Genomic DNA, 16909 nt, shown 5'->3' with positions numbered 1-16909 from the left:
GCCGTACACGCTTAGTGCTGGTAGCCGTACACGCCGCGCGACTGGTCGCGTACGAGCCGGCCCTTCTCGAGTTCCATGACCCGCTTGCGCATCTGGTCGACGATCTGCTGGTCGTGGGTGGCCATGACCACCGTCGTACCGGTCCGGTTGATCCGGTCCAGCAGCTTCATGATGCCGACCGAGGTCTGCGGGTCGAGATTGCCGGTGGGCTCGTCCGCGATGAGCAGCATCGGGCGGTTGACGAACGCCCGCGCGATGGCGACGCGCTGCTGCTCACCACCGGAGAGCTCACCCGGCATACGGTCCTCTTTGCCGCCGAGGCCGACGAGTTCGAGGACCTCGGGAACCGTCTTGCGGATCTGGCCGCGCGGCTTGCCGATGACCTCCAGGGCAAAGGCGACGTTCTCCCCCACGGTCTTGTTGGGGAGCAGCCGGAAGTCCTGGAAGACCGTCCCCACCTGGCGCCGCATCTGCGGGACCTTCCAGTTGGAGAGCTTGGCGAGGTCCTTGCCGAGCACATGCACATGGCCATGGCTGGCCCGTTCCTCGCGCAGCAGCAGCCGCAGGAAGGTGGATTTGCCGGAGCCCGAGGAGCCCACCAGGAAGACGAACTCGCCGCGCTCGATCTCGAGCGAGACGTCCCTGAGTGCGGGACGGGTCTGCTTCGGGTAGGTTTTGGAGACGTTGTCGAATCGGATCACAGATGCACCACGGTCGACCTGGATAGGGGCACGGGTTGCCGAGTTGCGGCGCCCGTCGGTGTGCGTGACCATACGCGAACCTCGCGGGACGGTGCAGTCGGCGTGGAGGGTTGGTGCGTTTATTCACGGCACCTACGGGACAAAAGGCGCACAATCCCGCGGGACGCGCCGTTCCGGCGGCGAGCTGGCACAGTGGAGGAGGGAACCAATGCGCCTTCCGGCGCGTTGGTGCAGTGGAGAAGGAGGTCGCATGACGTACGACCGACTGGTGTGCGCCAATTGCGCGGCCCCTGTGAGCGAGGGCCGCTGCCCCGTGTGCCGGGCCAGCAGGGAACGGCTCCAGCAGCAGGCGGGCGGACTGTTCGCCCAGCTCAGCCCCGCGATGCTGGTGGCGCTGATGATCCTGCTGATCGCGGTGGGCCTACTGCTCCACCAGGCCGTCTGAGACCGATAGCAGGCTTGCTCGGCGGACGCGGGAGCGCGGACGCCGAGGGGCCCGGAACGCAGACGCGTCCCGGGCCCCTCCAGCTGTGACGTGCGGGCGATCAGGCCGCCGCGGCGCCGCCGCCGTTCTTGTTGATCAGGCGGGGCAGCATACGGAAGCCCACACCGCCGGCGATCATCGTGGCCGCACCGATGAGCAGGACGGTGGTGCCGGAAGAACCGGTCTCCGCCAGCTCGCCGCCCTTGGCCTGCTGCTTGGCCTGGCCGGGGGTGTCAGCGATCTGCTCCTTGCCCTGGCCGGGCTGCTCGATCGGCTTGGAGCCCTCGTTGTCCGGGCCGGTGCCGGTGTCACCGATGGAGGCGCCACCGTCGCCGGTGCTGCCGGAGTTGCCGGTGCCGCCGGTGTTCTGGTCACCGGTGGTGCCGGTGCCGCCGTCGGTGCCGGTGCCGCCGGAGTTGCCGTTGCCACCGGAGTTGCCGGTGCTGCCGGAGTTGCCGGTGCCGCCGGTGTTCTGGTCACCGGTGGTGCCGGTGCTGCCGTCGGTGCCGGTGCCGCCGGTGTTCTGGTCACCGGTGGTGCCGGTGCTGCCGTCCGTGCCGGTGCCGCCGGTGTCCTCACCGCCGATGGTGCCGTCCTCGCCACCGATACCGCCGGTGTCCTCACCGCCGATGCCGCCGGAGCTGTCCTCACCGCCGATCTCGCCGCCGGAGCTGTCCTCGCCGCCGACCTGGCCGGCGGTCTCGCCACCGTCGGTGCTGCCGGTGGTCTCGCCACCGCCGTCGCCGTCGCCGCCGCCGATGATCCCGCCGATGATGCCGCCGATGATCCCGCCGTCCTGGCCCGGGGTCTCACCCGGGCTGGCCGCGGAAGCAGCGCCGGCGGCGGTGAGCGACGCACCGGCCGCAATCACCGCACCGGCCGCAATGCGCGCTACGCGCAGCCGCGTCTTCTTCGTCATGTACTGCTACCCCCAGTAGCTGAACTCGTCATTGGAGCACCGCTGAACGGGGCGACGGGCCAATGCCGGGGTACGCGAGTTTCCGCTCCGCGCCGCGGGGCGATCCGCCCCCATCCCCGTTACTGCACGCGCCCCAGACATACGCATGCCGCGCTCAGCCTTCCCAGTTCCATGACTAACGTCAAGGTCGATTAAAGGCCGGATGCCCGAATTACCAAGTGTTGGGCGGTACATGGACATACGACTGTGACCAAACCCCCACAGCAAAAACAACTGCCTCCCCGAGGGAGGCAGTTGTTTCACCTTCAGGCGGGGCGGACCGCTACTTCTCCTGCTGCTTGCGCCAGCGGATTCCGGCCTCCAGGAAGCCGTCGATGTCGCCGTCGAGCACACCGGTCGGGTTGCCGACCTCGAACTCCGTCCGCAGGTCCTTGACCATCTGGTACGGGTGCAGGACGTACGAACGCATCTGGTTGCCCCAGGAATTGCCGCCGTCGCCCTTGAGCGCGTCCATCTTGGCCTGCTCCTCCTGGCGGCGGCGCTCAAGGAGCTTGGCCTGGAGGACGTTCATCGCGGACGCCTTGTTCTGGATCTGCGAGCGCTCGTTCTGACAGGAGACGACGATGCCGGTCGGGAGGTGCGTCAGCCGGACCGCGGAGTCGGTGGTGTTGACGCCCTGGCCGCCGGGGCCCGAGGAGCGGTACACATCGATCCGCAGATCGGACTCGTCGATCTCGATGTGGTCGGTCTTCTCGACGACCGGGAGCACCTCGACACCGGCGAACGACGTCTGGCGGCGGCCCTGGTTGTCGAACGGCGAGATGCGCACCAGGCGGTGCGTGCCCTGCTCCACGGAGAGCGTGCCGTAGGCGTACGGCACCTGCACGGCGAAGGTGGTCGACTTGATGCCGGCCTCTTCCGCGTACGAGGTCTCGTAGAGCTCGGTCTTGTAGCCGTGCCGCTCGGCCCAGCGCAGATACATCCGCTGGAGCTTCTCGGCGAAGTCGGCGGCGTCGACGCCACCGGCCTCGGCGCGGATGTTGACGACCGCCTCACGGGAGTCGTACTCGCCGGACAGGAGGGTGCGGACCTCCAGCTCGTCGACCGCCTTGCGGACGGCGGTCAGCTCGTCCTCGGCCTCGGCCCGGGCGTCCTCGTCGCCCTCGGCCTCGGCGAGCTCGAAGAGCACCTCGAGGTCGTCGACCCGGCCGCGCAGGTCCTCGGCCTTGCGCAGCTGGCCCTGGAGGTAGGACAGCCGGCTGGTGATCTTCTGTGCGTTCTCCGGGTCGTCCCACAGGGACGGCGCCGCGGCCTGCTCCTCGAGCACGGCGACATCGGCCCTCATCTTGTCGAGGTCCAGGACGGCCTCGATCGACCCCATGGTCGAGGAGAGGGACTTCAGCTCTTCGGATACATCGACGACTGCCACGCACCCAGCCTAACGGCTGCCACCGTCAGCGTGACCCGGCCCCGGCAGGCCGGAACCGCCCGGAGCCGCCGCCACCGGGCCCACGACGGCCCGGATGCCGGTCACCGCGCCGGTCCTCGCCCCGGTCACCGCCGGGGCCCGGCGCGGCCGCCGCGGGCCCGGGGAGCACTACGGAGTGTCGGGTTCCGACTGGTGGACGCCCGGTGTGGCGCCGTCCGGCTCGTCGTCGCCCGAGACCAGCCAGCCGCCCAGACCGGCCGCCACCAGCGCCGCGGCGGCGGCCGCGCCCAGCTTGATCCGGCGGCGCCGCAGCGCCTCCGGCGCCGCACGGTGCCGGGCCGAGCCCGCCCGGCGCTCACCGGCGGCGCGCGGGGCCCGGGCGGTGCCGTGCGCGCCGCCCGCCAGCTCGTCCGGGCCCGGGACCCGCATGCTGGTGTGCGTCTCCCGGTTGGAGTCGGGGACCGCGCCCTGGACCAACGGGACCGCGCCGCGCGGCGGGGTCGCCTCGGCCGGTGCCGCCGACGGGTAGTACGCCTCCTCACGGGAGCCGGTGGCCTCCTGCTCGCCCTCCGGGTCCTCGTCGTCCGGCTCGTCGATGTCCAGCGGCGGCATGCCCGCCAGGCCGGGCAGCAGCTCGCGCAGCCGGGCGGCGAGCTCCGGGGCGCGCAGCCGGGAGGCCGGCGCCTTGGCCAGGCACTGGAGCAGCAGCTGCCACAGCTCGTCGGGGATACCGGGCAGCGGCGCCACGCTCTCGGTCACGTGGCGGCGCAGCACCGCGCCGGGGTGTCCGCCCCCGAAGGGCGTGAACCCGGCGAGCAGCTCGTACAGGACGGTCGCCAGCGCGTAGACGTCCACGGAGGCCCGCGGCGGCAGGCCCTCGATGATCTCCGGGGCGAGGTAGTCGGGGGTACCGATGACCTTGGTCGCCCTGGTCCGGCGCGGGGAGTCGACGAGCCGGGCGATACCGAAGTCGGTGAGCAGCGCGGGGTGCGCGCCACCGGGGCCGAGCGGGCCCTGCATGTTCAGCAGGACGTTCTCGGGCTTGACGTCGCGGTGCACGATCCGGGCGGCGTGCGCGGCGGCGAGCCCGTCGGCCACATCGGCGGCGATCGCGACGGCGGCCTCCGGGGCCAGCCGGCGTTCGCGCTCCAGACGGGTGCGCAGATCGGTGCCCCGTACGAGCTCCATGACCAGCGCCAGGTCATTGCCGTCGACGACGAGATCACGGACGCCGACGACATGGGGATGGTCCAGGCCCAGCAGCGCCGCCCGCTCCTGCACGAAGCGGCCGACGAGCTCCTGGTCGGAGGCTAGCTCCTCACGCAACAGCTTGATGGCCACGGCCCCTTCGGGACCCTCGCCCAGCCATACCGTGCCCGCACTGCCGCGCCCCAGGATCTGGTGGGCGGTGTACCGGCTGCCGATCTTCCGTGCCAAGACTGCTCCGACGTGTCGGGCCCCCGAGCGTCCTGCGGGGGCTGAGGTTGGCGTCAAAGCTACGCGGGTGCCAGGGGGTTCAATGCCCCGGACGGTGGCAACCTTCACTTCTGTGAGCGAAATTCTCCGCCGGAAGTCGACAAATCCACTGGGTGGGTCTTACGGCGCCTCCGCGGACCGGCACCGCCCACGACAGCGCACCGCCCGCGGGCTCCGGGGAGCGCGCGGGCGGCGGGCGGTCAGCGGCCGATTTTCTCGACGAACCCCTGCACTTCGTTGAAGACGTGCCCGACCTGGGAGAAGAAGCCCCTGGTCGTGCCGATCCACTCCTGGAGCGGGGTCAGCTCCCAGATGAGCCAGGCCGCCACGAACAGGAGTATCAGCGTGAACAGACAGCCCTTGAGGCAGCCCAGGCCCGGGATCTTCATCGGGTTGGCGCTGCGCTGACGGGGCTCGCGCCGGGGCCTCGGCTCCGGCGCGGGCGGCCGCTGCGGCTCGTAGCGCTGCGGCGGCGGCTCCCGGCGCCGCTGCGGGGCCGGCGGCTGCTGCTGCGGCGCCTGCTGGGCGTACGGCACCGGAGCGGGCTGCTGCCGGTACTGGGGCTGCTGCGGGCGCTGCGGCGGCCGCTGCGGGGCGGCCTGCCGCTGCGGACGGCGGCGCAGCGGGTCCTCACTGGGGTCCAGGTACTGCACCTGGGTCTGGTCATTGCGGTCACGGGCGGCGCGCAGCTGGGACTCCCACGGGTGCGGCCCGTCGGGCTCCTGCGGCCCGCCGGCCGGTGCGCCCATGGGCATCGGCGGCATCGCCCGCGTCGGATCGCCCTGCGCACCCGGGCCGCCCGTGGAGGGCAGCACGCTGGTCGCCGCGGCCGGGTCGTACGAACCGGCGCCCGACGGGAGCACCTGGGTGGGGTCGGCGTCGCCGCCGCCCTGGCCGTCGCCGCCCGTCCCGGGGACCGTGGCGGGCGCGGGGTCGGGGGCGAGCAGCGCGGCCACCCCGAGCGCCGCCTCGGCCTCGGCGGGCCGGGCGTGCACGCCGATGCCGGCCGCGACGGTGCGCAGCGCACGGGCGAGGTTCTCGGCGCTCGGCCGCTCCTCGGGCCGCTTGCGCAGACAGCGCTCGATGACCGTCCACAACGGCTCGGGGAGCGTGCCGGGGCGCTGCGGCTCCTCGCTGAGGTGCCGGTGCAGCACCTCCAGGGCGGTCGCCCCGGCGAACGGGGGACGGCCGGTGACCAGCTCGTACAGCAGGATGCCGGCGCCGTAGATGTCCACGGCGGAGGTCTGCGGGCGGCCCTCGGCGGACTCCGGCGCCACATAGGCGGGCGTGCCGACGAACTCGTGGGTGCGGGTCAGGCCCGGGGAGTCGGCGAGACGGGCGATGCCGAAGTCGGTCAGCATCGGGTGCATCTCGCTGCTGCCGTCCGAACCGGCCAGCAGGACGTTGGCGGGCTTGAGGTCGCGGTGGACGACACCGTCGGCGTGGCTGGCGGCCAGCGCATCGGCGATCTGGGCGGTGAGCAGCGCGGCGGCCACCGGGCTGAAGGGCCCGTTGTCGCGCAGATAGCGGTGCAGGTCGGGGCCGTCGACCAGATCCATGACCAGCGCGAGCAGATCGCCCTCGACGACCAGGTCGCGGGTGCGGACGATGTTCGGGTGGGTGAGCCGCAGCAGGACGGAGCGCTCCCGCAGGAAGCGCATCACCACGTCCGCGTCGTGCGCCAGCTCCTCCTTGAGGACCTTGATCGCGACGGTCTCACCGGGCTCTCCTGCCACGGCGGCCTCGGCGCCCGCCGTCTCCCGCTGGCGGGCACGCCAGACGGTGCCCGTGGCGCCGCGTCCCAGCGGCTCCTCGAGCAGGTACTTGCTGCCTACCGGCCGCACGTCATGCGCTCCCTGGTCGTGGTGGATCCCTTGCCCGGCCCGCTGGGTCAGCTGATCATCTCCGCGCGGCCCGTCCGACCCACTGTAGTGCCGTCGCACACTCTTTTCGGTCCGGCGGCCCAGGGCGGGCTTATGGGAAAGACGCGGGTTCGGGACGGATGGTTGCCTGCTGCCCCCGGGAGGGCCGTCTGCCGCCCCGGACGGTGCGGACGGTGCCCGCGCGCGGCCCGGCCGGAGACCTTCCGAGCTGACCACGGCGGTCGAAATCCGGCCGGGCACCGCGCGCAAGCAGGCACTTTTTCGCCCTTAGAAGACCAATCAAGATCGCTGAACGGCGGTCGGCGGGCGCGTTGTCAGTGGCAGGTGCGAGGATGCAACCAGCACGATGCGGTGGGGGTGCACGGCCCTTGTCGCGACGTGCACTTGGGACTTGTACGTGCCGATGTGCCCGGGTGCGGTGGGGGAGCGAGCGGGCCCCCTGCCGGACCTTGGCAGAAGGGACCGTTGACGGCGATGCAGATCCGGCTGACCGTCCTCGGGCCGCGCAGCGGCCACACCACCCGGGCCTGCGATGTGCTGGTCACGGCCCCTGGCGGGACCGCGCTGGCGGCAGTGGCCGGCTCACTCGCCGCCTCCGTGGCCGGCTCGGGCGCGGATGTCGGCGGCGCGGGCGGCAGCAGCGGCCCCGTCGTCCTGTACGCCGGATCCGAACGTCTCGATCCACAGCGCGCGGCCATCGGCGAGCCCCCGCTGATCGACGGCGCGGTGCTCTCCGTCCAGAACCCCGGCCCCGCGCCGGCCCACGGCCTGCCGCGCGGCTCCGCGCGGCTCCGCGTCGTCTCCGGACCCGATGCCGGCGGCGTCCATCTGCTGCACGGCGGCCAGATCCGCATCGGCCGCTCCGCCGACGCCGACGTCCCCCTCGACGACCCCGATGTCTCCCGGTTGCACTGCACCGTGACGGTCGAACCGGACGGCTCGGTCTCCGTCGCCGACCTCCGCTCCACCAACGGCACCGCCGTGGACGGCACCGACCTCGACGAACATCCCGCACCCCTGCCTCCCGGCGCCCTCCTCCGCCTCGGCGAATCCGCCCTGCGCCTCCAGTCCGCCCCCGGCACCCCGGACCCCGCCCTGCCGACCGCACCGGATGGTGAGGGGCATCTGCGGATCACACCGGGGGCCGTCGGAACGGCGGGAACCGCGGGAACGGTCGTGGCGGGCCGGGCTACGGAGTACGGGGCGGCTGGTCCGCATGGGGCCACTGCGGCTGTGGGCGGGGCGTATACGGGGGGCGACGCGTATGCCGGGGCCGGAGCCGGGTCGTATGAGCGGGTGACGGGCGGGGCGGCTGGTCCGGTTGGGGGTGCGCCGGGCGGGCGGGTAGCGGGTGACGCTGGGCAGATGTCGGGTGGATCCGGGCATCCGTCGGGCGGGGCCGGGCGGGCGGCGGGCGCGTCCGCATATGCATCGGGCGCCGCGCAGGCACCGGGCGGAGCCGCATACGGACCGGCCCAGTCCGCACACAGATCGGCCGGATCCGCACACGCACCGGCAGCGACCTCGCAGGCTCCGGACGCGCCGGGCCGCCGGGACATGCCGGGCCACCAGGACACACCAGGCCGCCGGGACACACCCCTGCGCGGCACCCCGTCCGGATACGGCAACCCGGCCGGATACGGCGCACCGGCCCCCGGCTCCGACGGCCCCCGCCCGGCCGGCCCCCCGTTCCCGGACACCTCCACCGGCCACGTCTACGACCGCACCACCGACGACGGCAGCCCGTCAGCCGGCTGGGGGCCCGGCGTCCGGCAGCCTGCCGACGGCTTCGGACCTGCCAGCGGCCAGCAGCGGACGCACGGCGGGCAACAGTCTTTGGCACCGGCCGACGAGAGCCCCCGTAAAGGCGGGCGGCGCGGCGGTATCGGGGCCTGGGCGCGGCGGCTGACGGGCGGCCGGCCCACCGTGGAGCAGCCGGACGAGGGCCGCCCGGCGGCGTACGAATCAGTAGGTGCTGCCAGGGCCGCCGACACGGACGCCCTGGACACCGCCCCCAACGCGGAGGCGCTCGCCGGGCCCGCCGCCGAGGAACGCTGGCCGGACGCCGCCGCGATCCTGCTCACCGCGCTGGGCCCGGGGCCACGGCTCTGGGAGCGCGGCCCGAACCACCCCGACGCGCTGACCGTCCGGCTGGGGACGGCCGCCCGGCGCGGCGGCCGGGCCGCGCTGCCGGTCACCGTCGAGCTGCGCCGGGCGGGCTCCCTCGGCCTCGCCGGACCGCGGGCGCGGCTGACCGGACTGGCCCGCTGCGCCCTCGCCCAGCTCGCCGCCCTGCACTCCCCCGGCACCCTCGACATCGTGCTGATCAGCACGGACCGTGCGCGCCCGGCCGAGGAGCGGGTGGCGGACTGGTCCTGGCTCGGCTGGCTGCCGCAGGTCCGTCCGGAGCGTGGCCAGGACTGCCGGCTGTTGCTCGCGTACGACAACGACCAGGCCGTGGCGCGCACGTCGGAGCTGGTGCGCCGGCTCGACGACAGCCCACTGGGCCCCGGCTGGGCCGACGCCGAGCGGGCGGAGATCGCCGCCGCCGCGGCCCGCCACCAGGGCCCGTACACCCTCGTGGTCGTGGACGGCGACCCCGGCACCTCCGCACTGCGCGAGACCACCGCCCGGCTCGCTGCGGCCGGGGCGGCGGCCGGTATCCATCTGCTGTGCCTGGCCGAGACCCCGGCCTCCTCCCCCGCTTTCCCATTGGCGGCGACGTACGAAGCGGCCCGGACGGCGTCGCCCGCCTTCGGGGAGTGCGGGGCGGTCGCGGTGCTCGGCGGCGATGTCGCCACGGCGCTGCGCGTCGTCCAGCCGGGCTCGGGCCCCAACGGCACCGTCGCGACGGTGGACGCGGTCTCCGGCGCCTGGGCCGAACGCTTCGCCCGGGCGCTGGCGCCGCTGCGCGAGACCGATGGGACGGCCACGGCGGCCGGGGGCGGCGCGGCGGCGCGGGCGGCCGTCCCGCTGCCCGATTCGGCGCGGCTGCTGGACGAGTTGGGGCTGGCCCGCGCCACCCCGGCGTCTTTGATGGCCCGTTGGGCCGCCGCCCTGGACACCGACCGGCCCGGCGCCGCCGCGGTCCTCGGCGCGGGGCCGCACGGCCCGCTGTGCGCCGATCTCGCCGCCGACGGCTCGCACCTCCTCCTGGAGGGCGCGGCGGCCACCGGCAAGACGGAGCTGCTGCGTTCGCTGGCCGCCTCGCTCGCCGCCGCCGACCGGCCGGATCTGCTGTCGATGGTGCTGGTTGACGGCGGCGGCAGTGAGCGCGGCGAGGGCCTGCGGGTGTGTACGGACCTGCCGCATGTCACGACGTATCTCGCCGCCTCGGACCCGGTCCGGATGCGGGAGTTCGCCCAGGCCCTGTCCTCGGAACTGAAGCGCCGGGCGGAGATACTCGCCGGCACCCCGTTCACCGAGTGGCGCACCAAACATCTGCCCGCGCCGCGCATCGCCTCCCCACGACGCTCGACCGAGGGTGGTCACGGAGAGCAGGAACCAATCACTCTCCGTAATCGTTGCCGTAACAAGGAGGAAGAAGGCGGCACCCCGGCGGACCCGTCAACGACCGGCACCCTACGACTCCGCCCCCGCAGCGGAACCCCCAGCGGAGCCCCCACCGATACCCCCGCCCCCGATGCGGCGGTACCGATGCCCCGGCTCTTCGTGCTGGTCGACGACTTCGACGCCCTGGTCGCCCCGGCCCTGGGCAGCACGGGCCGGCCCGCCGCCGGGTCCGTGGTGCGCGCCCTGGAGTCGGTGGCCCGGGACGGGGCGGCGCTCGGCGTGCACCTGATAGCCGCGACCAGCCACCCGGACCGCACGGCGGAGACCGCGACCAGCGAACGAGCCGGTCTGCGCGTCCAGTTGGGCGCCGCCCCCGATCCGTCCGAGCCGGTACCCACGGGCCGCGGCCGGCTGTACCGCGCGGCGGACGGTTCCTCGACGCCGTTCCAGGCGGGCCGCGTCACGGGCCGGATACCCCGTACGTCCACCCTCCGGCCGACGGTCGTCCCGCTGGAGTGGCAGCGGATGGGCGACCCGCCGGCCCGGCGCCCGCTGCGCGAGCTGGGCAACGGCCCGACGGATCTGGCCCTGCTCGCCAGCGCACTACAGCGAGCCGCCCAGTCCTCGGGCGCTGCGACCACCCCGCCCCTGCTGTGAGACGCGGACGTGCTGTGAGACACGGATGTACTGGGAGCCGTGTAGGTGCGGCGGGACGCATACGCCACCCATAACAGCCCCGTCACGAAAGCCCGGTTGACGCGGAAGGCGGTATTGCGGACCCCGTGGCCAGGGCGTAGGACTGTCGCACACCGCACGGCACCGCATGAGGCACGGCCGAACCGTATTCGGCACGGCTGAGGAATGTGCGCCGCGGCGCACGGCAGGAACGCACGGCACGGCAACGTTCGACGTACGCACGACGCACGGCAGCGCACGGTGCGACGCACCACGTCGTAGCGCACCGCGGCGTTCCCGTGCGACGCGCACCGCAGCGCACCGCGCGACGCGTCCCACGGCGCGGCGTACGGCGGCACACTGCACGACGCACCACCCGCACCTCACCACGCGGCCGCACCACCGCACCACCGCACCACCACCACCCGCACCACACCACCGCACAGCACCACACCACCCGCAATGCAGAAACGCCGCAGCACAACAAGGCGCGGCGTTCCGCGCAGTTGGCACGGCAGGCGACGGCAGGCGCGCAGGGATAGGGGGCTACGGGGATGGGCAGACGACTGGACCGTATTGACCGGACGACTGGGCGGGCCGCGACCGGGGCTGGGCAGGCGGCGACCGGGGCGGGGCGGGCCAAAGCTGGGCGGGCCGCGAGCGGGACGGGGCGGGCCGCGACCGGGTTGGCCGTGATCACCGCGCTCGCCCTTGCGCTGGCCGGATGTGGGAGTGGCGGTGGGGGGAAGAAGGGTGAGGATGAGGGGGGTGGGGGCGGGAAAGGGGGAAGTACCGCGCCGACCGTGCGGCTGCCCTCGTTGGAGGGGGAGAAGCTTCAGGTCACCGCCGTGTGGACGGGGCCGGAGCGGGACAACTTCGGGAAGGTGCTGGAGGAGTTCGAGAAGCGGACCGGGGCCACGGTCGACTTCGTGCCCAGTGGTGACGACATGGCCGGTTTCATCGGGTCCAAGATCGCCGGTGGTGGGCCGCCGGATGTGGCGATGCTCCAACAGGTCGGTGTGCTCAACGAGTTCGCCGGGAAGGGGTGGCTCAAGCCGCTCGGGGCGGGTGCCAAGGCGCAGCTCGCGAAGAATTATGCGAAGGGCTGGCAGGATCTCGGCGCCCACAAGGGCACCCCGTACGGGGTCTATTTCAAGGCCAGTAACAAGTCGTTGGTCTGGTACAACGCCCGGGCGTTCGACAATGCCGGTGCCAAGGAGCCGAAGACCTGGCCGGAGTTCGTCAAGGCGGCGGAAATCATCGGCGAGTCGGGTGTGGAGCCGGTGTCGGTGGGCGGTGCGGACGGCTGGACGCTGACCGACTGGTTCGAGAACATCTATCTCTCGCAGGCGGGGCCCGGGAAGTACGACCAGCTGGCGCAGCACCGGATCAAGTGGACCGATCCGACGGTGAAGCAGGCGCTGACCACGCTCGGGCAGCTCTTCGGCCGGAAGGATCTGCTGGCGGGCGGCAACTCCGGTGCGTTGCAGACGGATTTCCCGACGTCGGTGACGCAGACCTTCAGCGGTGGTGACGCCCCCAAGGCCGCGATGGTCTCCTCGGCCGATTTCGCCGCCGCCAATATCACCCAGACCAAGGCCAGGGTCGGTACGGACGCCAAGGTCTTCCCGTTCCCGGCGGTGGGCGCCAAGTCGCCGGTGGTGACCGGCGGGGATGTGGCGGTGGCCCTCAAGGACGGGAAGGCGTCGCAGGCGCTGCTGACGTTCCTGGCGTCGACGGATGCCGCGAAGATCTGGGCGCAGGCGGGCGGGTTCATCTCGCCCAACAAGGAGCTCGATCCGGCGGCGTATGCGGATGGGGTGATGCGGGAGATCGCCAGGGCGCTGGTGGCGGCGGGTGATGACTTCCGTTTCGACATGTCCGACCAGGCGCCCGCTTCGTTCGGCGGGAAGCCGGGTCAGGGCGAGTGGAAGGACCTTCAGGACTTCCTGAAGAACCCGAAGGACATCGCGGGCACGCAGGCGCAACTGGAGAAGGACGCCGCGAAGTCGTTCGGGCGCTGAGTACGCGCAGTCGTACGGGGAGTCGTGCGTGTAGTCGTACGGGTACTCAGCGCGCGTAGTCGTCCGGGCACTGCGTATGTGCCGCCGTCCGTGTCGAGCGGGACCGGGGGACCGTCACGATGAGCGACGTACAGGTCAGTGGGGCCGGGGAGCGGCGCCGGAGGAGAGCCGGGGGCGCGGGCCACGGGCGGGGCCGCGGGCGGGGGCGGGGCAGCCGCCGGTGGCTTGCCGCCGTGTTCCTGCTGCCGGCGCTGTTGCTGCTCGGTGCGCTGGTCGGCTACCCGGTGGTGTTCTCCGTCGTCCGCAGTCTTTTCGACGCGTCCGGGGACGGCTTCGTGGGGCTGGACAACTACGGTGCGATGTTCTCGGACGAGGGGATCCGTACGGCGTTGCGGAACAACGTCGTCTGGGTGGTGGTGGCGCCGACGGTGTCGACCGTGCTGGGGCTGGTCTTCGCGGTGCTGACCGAGCGGATTCGCTGGGGCACCGCCTTCAAGCTGATCGTGTTCATGCCGATGGCGATCTCGATGCTGGCGGCCGGGATCATCTTCCGGCTGGTGTACGACCAGGCGCCGGAGCGGGGGGTCGCCAACGCGGTGTGGGTGGGTGTGCATGACACGTTCGCCGACCCGGCGCCGTTCCCCGGTGCCAAACCGCGGCCGCGGGCCGGCCTGAAGCCGTCGGGGGGCGGCGCCTTCACCACCGGGTCGGCCGTGCGGGCGGGCTCTCCGGTGCTGCTGCCGCTGGTCGCCGTCCGGCCGGACGATCTGCACGGTGCGCGGCCGGCGGCCGTCGCCCGGCCGCGGCCGGGGAAGGTCACCGGTACCGCGTGGCTGGACTTCACCCGGGGCGGTGGCGGCCGGCCGAATGTGATCGACGGTAACGAGAAGGCGCTGGCGGGTCTGCGGGTCGAGGCGGTCCGGGGCGGCAGGGTGGTCGCCTCGGCGACGACGGCGGCGGACGGCAGTTTCGCGCTGCCGGCCGGGCAGGCCGACGGTGCCCGGCTGCGGCTGCCCGCGGCCGATTTCGCGGAGGCTTATCGCGGGGTCGACTGGCTCGGTCCGGCGCTGGTCACCCCGGCCATCATCGGCTCCTATGTGTGGATGTGGGCCGGTTTCGCGATGGTGCTGATCGCGGCGGGGCTGGCGGGTGTGCCGCGGGAGCTGCTGGAGGCGGCGCGGGTGGACGGTGCGGGTGAGTGGCAGGTCTTCCGCCGGATCACGGTGCCGCTGCTGGCGCCGGTGCTGGTCGTCGTGCTGGTCACGCTCATGATCAATGTGCTGAAGATCTTCGATCTGGTCTACATCATCGCGCCGGGCTCCAGTATCCGGTCGGCGAATGTGCTGGCGCTCCAGCTCTTCCAGTCGTCGTTCGGTACGGATGTCGACGAGGGCCTGGGCAGCGCGATCGCCGTGTTCCTGCTGTTGCTGGTGTTGCCGGTGATGTACGTCAATCTCCGGCGCCTACGGAAGGAGCGTCGCCGATGACGACGGTGGAGGGTGCCGGGCCGGCGGGGCGTTCCGGCGCCGGCGTCGTACGGGCCCGGCGGCCGCTCGCCGCGCGGCTGGTGGCGCGGGCCGGCAGCGGTGCGATGCGGGTCTTCCTGGTCCTGGTGGCACTGTTCTGGCTGATGCCGTCGGTGGGGCTGTTGCTGTCGTCGCTGCGCAGTCCGCAGCGGATCGCCGGGTCCGGCTGGTGGCAGGTCTTCAGTGAGCCGGCCCAGATCACCTGGGACAACTACAGCCAACTGCTGGCGAACGACAAGGTGATGGGTTCGCTGCTGACCACGGCGGCGATCACGGTGCCGGCGACGGTGCTGGTCGTCGTCCTCGGCTCGCTGGCCGGTTACGCGTTCGCCTGGATGGATTTCCCCGGCCGGGACGGCTGGTTCCTGGCCGTGGTCGGGCTGCTGGTGGTGCCCGTGCAGGTGGCGCTGATCCCGGTGGCGAAGCTGTTCGGCGCGGTCGGGCTCTTCGAGACGACGGCCGGGGTGATCCTTTTCCATACGGCGTTCGGGCTGCCGTTCGCGGTGTTCCTGCTGCGGAATTTCTTCGCGGAGATCCCGCGGGAGCTGCTGGAGGCGGCCCGGCTGGACGGGGCGGGCGAGCTGCGGCTGTTCACCCGGGTCGTGCTGCCGCTGGGCGGTCCGGCGATCGCGTCACTGGCGATCTTCCAGTTCCTGTGGGTGTGGAACGACATGCTGATCGCGCTGATCTTCGCGGACAGCGGGCATCCGCCGGTCACCGTGGCCCTTCAGCAGGAGGTGCGGCAGTTCGGCAACAACATCGATGTGCTGGCGCCCGGCGCCTTTCTGTCGATGGTGGTGCCACTGATCGTCTTCTTCGCCTTCCAGCGCCAGTTCGTGTCCGGTGTGATGGCGGGCGCGGTGAAGTGATCTGCGCACGGGGGCCGGGTGCCGCCGGGCTGCACGCCATCTTCCGTTCATTTTCGTCCCCCTACGATGTCGTCGCTGCCGTGCCCCGCACGGTGCGGCCGGGCTCTGTCCTGGCGACTGCCCGAGCCGCGCCCGCACGTCCCGTGCTCCGGGGCGTGGCGCCCCGGCCCCTGCCGGGCCGCGCTCCCGCGCAGCGGCTCCGGCGCCGGGCGCGCCCACAACTTCAGACGCGCCCACAACTACAGAGACGCACCACCGCAGGCCGCAGCTCTCTCCCCGCGTTTCCCCGGTACATCCACGGCAGCCAGCGCCGGCACATATCGCAGCTCCCCCCCACGCACGTGTCGTCTTACGCCCTACGTTCCCGACCGTCTGGAGACGGACCGCACATGACTGCTCCCATCGCAGACCAGAGTGCCGCACAACTCCCGCGCCCCACCCGGCTGTCCGAGGTCAAGGGCTGGTTCTTCACCGCGGACCAGCTGCTTTTCGACTGGTTCCTGACCCGCCAGAAGGAGCGTGCGGAACCGGGTGATCTGCTCGAACTGGGCGCGTACATGGGCAAGAGCGCCATTTTCCTCGGTGCGCGGCAGCGGGCCGGCGAGCGCTTCACGGTCTGCGATCTCTTCGACTCCCCCGCCGAGGACGCCTCCAACTCGCAGGAGATGCAGAAGTCCTACGCGACGTTGACGCGGCGCGCCTTCGAGGCGAACTACCTCGCGTTCCATGAGGAGTTGCCCACCATCGTCCAGGGTCTCAGCTCGCTCGTCAGTGACCATGTCGAGGAGAGTTCGGTGCGCTTCGCCCATATCGACGCCTCGCATCTGTACGAGCATGTGCACGGCGACATCCTCGCGGTGCGTGAGCTGCTCACCGGCAGCGGTGTGGTGGTGATGGACGACTACCGGGCCGAGCACTGTCCGGGGGTGGCCGCCGCCACCTGGCAGGCGGTCGCGAATGAGGGGCTGCGCCCGGTCTGCATCACCGGCACCAAGTTCTACGGGACCTGGGGCGATCCCGAGCCGCTCCAGCAGGCCCTGATCGAGTGGATCAAGGACCGCGGCGACATCTGGCACGAGGTGCAGGACGTCAACGATGCCCCGCTGGTCCGGCTGAGCGCCAAGGGCGCCAAGGAGCCCGCCCACCCGGTGTCCCGGCACCGGTCCTCGGGCGTCCCCGCCCCGCGGCGGCCGGCCGAGGCCCGGGCGCCGGAGGCCTCCGCGGCCCGTCCGGGCCCGCGCGCGCCGTTCCCGGCCCGCCGCATGGCGCGCAGGCTCGCCCTGGACATCCTGCCGCCGGTCCTCACCCGGGCGGTCGCGAGGGCCCGCAAGCGCGCCCGTACGCACTGACCGCGCCGGGGGGGGGGGGGGGGGGGGGGGGGGGGGGCGCCGCCCCCCCCCCCCCCCCCCC

11 protein-coding genes are annotated in these 16909 nt (G+C 72.7%); 6 read left to right on the top strand and 5 right to left on the bottom strand.

Annotated elements, in window-relative coordinates; genetic code table 11:
* Positions 1–11: 11 nt before the first annotated feature.
* Positions 12–701, bottom strand: coding sequence for a cell division ATP-binding protein FtsE (ftsE, locus tag AC3EUV_RS14575; protein WP_006605294.1), 690 nt, complete (start codon positions 699–701; stop codon positions 12–14).
* A gap of 250 nt (positions 702–951) precedes the next feature.
* On the opposite strand from ftsE, the gene AC3EUV_RS14570 reads away from it, so the two are divergent.
* A complete protein-coding gene (locus tag AC3EUV_RS14570) occupies positions 952–1146 on the top strand; it encodes a hypothetical protein (protein WP_042155281.1) in 195 nt (64 codons plus the stop codon).
* Between the two features lie 100 nt (positions 1147–1246).
* Here AC3EUV_RS14570 and AC3EUV_RS14565 read toward each other — a convergent pair whose 3' ends face one another.
* The 4 genes from AC3EUV_RS14565 to AC3EUV_RS14550 form a co-directional block, all read right to left on the bottom strand.
* On the bottom strand, positions 1247–2104 hold the full coding sequence (locus AC3EUV_RS14565; RefSeq protein ID WP_435603076.1) for a hypothetical protein: 858 nt from the start codon (positions 2102–2104) through the stop codon (positions 1247–1249).
* Between the two features lie 322 nt (positions 2105–2426).
* Positions 2427–3533 carry a peptide chain release factor 2 gene (gene prfB, locus AC3EUV_RS14560; protein WP_327226332.1) on the bottom strand — a complete coding sequence of 369 codons (1107 nt, stop codon included), beginning with the start codon at positions 3531–3533 and terminating at the stop codon, positions 2427–2429.
* A gap of 168 nt (positions 3534–3701) precedes the next feature.
* Positions 3702–4970 (bottom strand): serine/threonine-protein kinase, encoded by a 1269-nt coding sequence (locus AC3EUV_RS14555; RefSeq protein WP_435603075.1) that lies wholly within the window; start codon positions 4968–4970, stop codon positions 3702–3704.
* 239 nt (positions 4971–5209) lie between these two features.
* Positions 5210–6853 carry a serine/threonine-protein kinase gene (locus tag AC3EUV_RS14550; protein WP_435603074.1) on the bottom strand — a complete coding sequence of 548 codons (1644 nt, stop codon included), beginning with the start codon at positions 6851–6853 and terminating at the stop codon, positions 5210–5212.
* 513 nt (positions 6854–7366) lie between these two features.
* On the opposite strand from AC3EUV_RS14550, the gene AC3EUV_RS14545 reads away from it, so the two are divergent.
* The 5 genes from AC3EUV_RS14545 (at position 7367) to AC3EUV_RS14525 (ending at position 16848) form a co-directional block, all read left to right on the top strand.
* Positions 7367–11062, top strand: a complete 3696-nt coding sequence (locus AC3EUV_RS14545) for an FtsK/SpoIIIE domain-containing protein (RefSeq protein WP_435603162.1) — start codon at positions 7367–7369, stop codon at positions 11060–11062.
* A gap of 866 nt (positions 11063–11928) precedes the next feature.
* Entirely contained in the window at positions 11929–13104 is a 1176-nt protein-coding gene (locus tag AC3EUV_RS14540) for an ABC transporter substrate-binding protein (RefSeq protein ID WP_432140957.1), read from the top strand.
* A 119-nt stretch (positions 13105–13223) separates the two neighbouring features.
* A complete protein-coding gene (locus AC3EUV_RS14535) occupies positions 13224–14591 on the top strand; it encodes a carbohydrate ABC transporter permease (protein WP_435603073.1) in 1368 nt (455 codons plus the stop codon).
* Complete coding sequence (locus AC3EUV_RS14530; RefSeq protein WP_435603072.1) at positions 14588–15499, top strand: carbohydrate ABC transporter permease; 912 nt, start codon at positions 14588–14590, stop codon at positions 15497–15499. Before AC3EUV_RS14535 ends, AC3EUV_RS14530 begins: the two co-directional genes overlap by 4 nt.
* Before the next feature lie 389 nt (positions 15500–15888).
* Positions 15889–16848 carry a class I SAM-dependent methyltransferase gene (locus AC3EUV_RS14525; RefSeq protein WP_432140921.1) on the top strand — a complete coding sequence of 320 codons (960 nt, stop codon included), beginning with the start codon at positions 15889–15891 and terminating at the stop codon, positions 16846–16848.
* Positions 16849–16909 lie beyond the last annotated feature (61 nt).

This window comes from Streptomyces sp. bgisy130 (assembly GCF_057708345.1).
Note: the sequence above shows the minus strand (reverse complement) of the source record. Positions and strands in the feature narration are given on the sequence as shown.

Coding starts and splice junctions, on each gene's coding strand:
- AC3EUV_RS14570 (WP_042155281.1), top strand. CDS start 952: ATGACGTACGACCGACTGGTGTGCGCCAATTGCGCGGCCCCTGTGAGC.
- AC3EUV_RS14565 (WP_435603076.1), bottom strand. CDS start 2,104: ATGACGAAGAAGACGCGGCTGCGCGTAGCGCGCATTGCGGCCGGTGCG.
- AC3EUV_RS14545 (WP_435603162.1), top strand. CDS start 7,367: ATGCAGATCCGGCTGACCGTCCTCGGGCCGCGCAGCGGCCACACCACC.
- AC3EUV_RS14535 (WP_435603073.1), top strand. CDS start 13,224: ATGAGCGACGTACAGGTCAGTGGGGCCGGGGAGCGGCGCCGGAGGAGA.
- AC3EUV_RS14530 (WP_435603072.1), top strand. CDS start 14,588: ATGACGACGGTGGAGGGTGCCGGGCCGGCGGGGCGTTCCGGCGCCGGC.
- AC3EUV_RS14525 (WP_432140921.1), top strand. CDS start 15,889: ATGACTGCTCCCATCGCAGACCAGAGTGCCGCACAACTCCCGCGCCCC.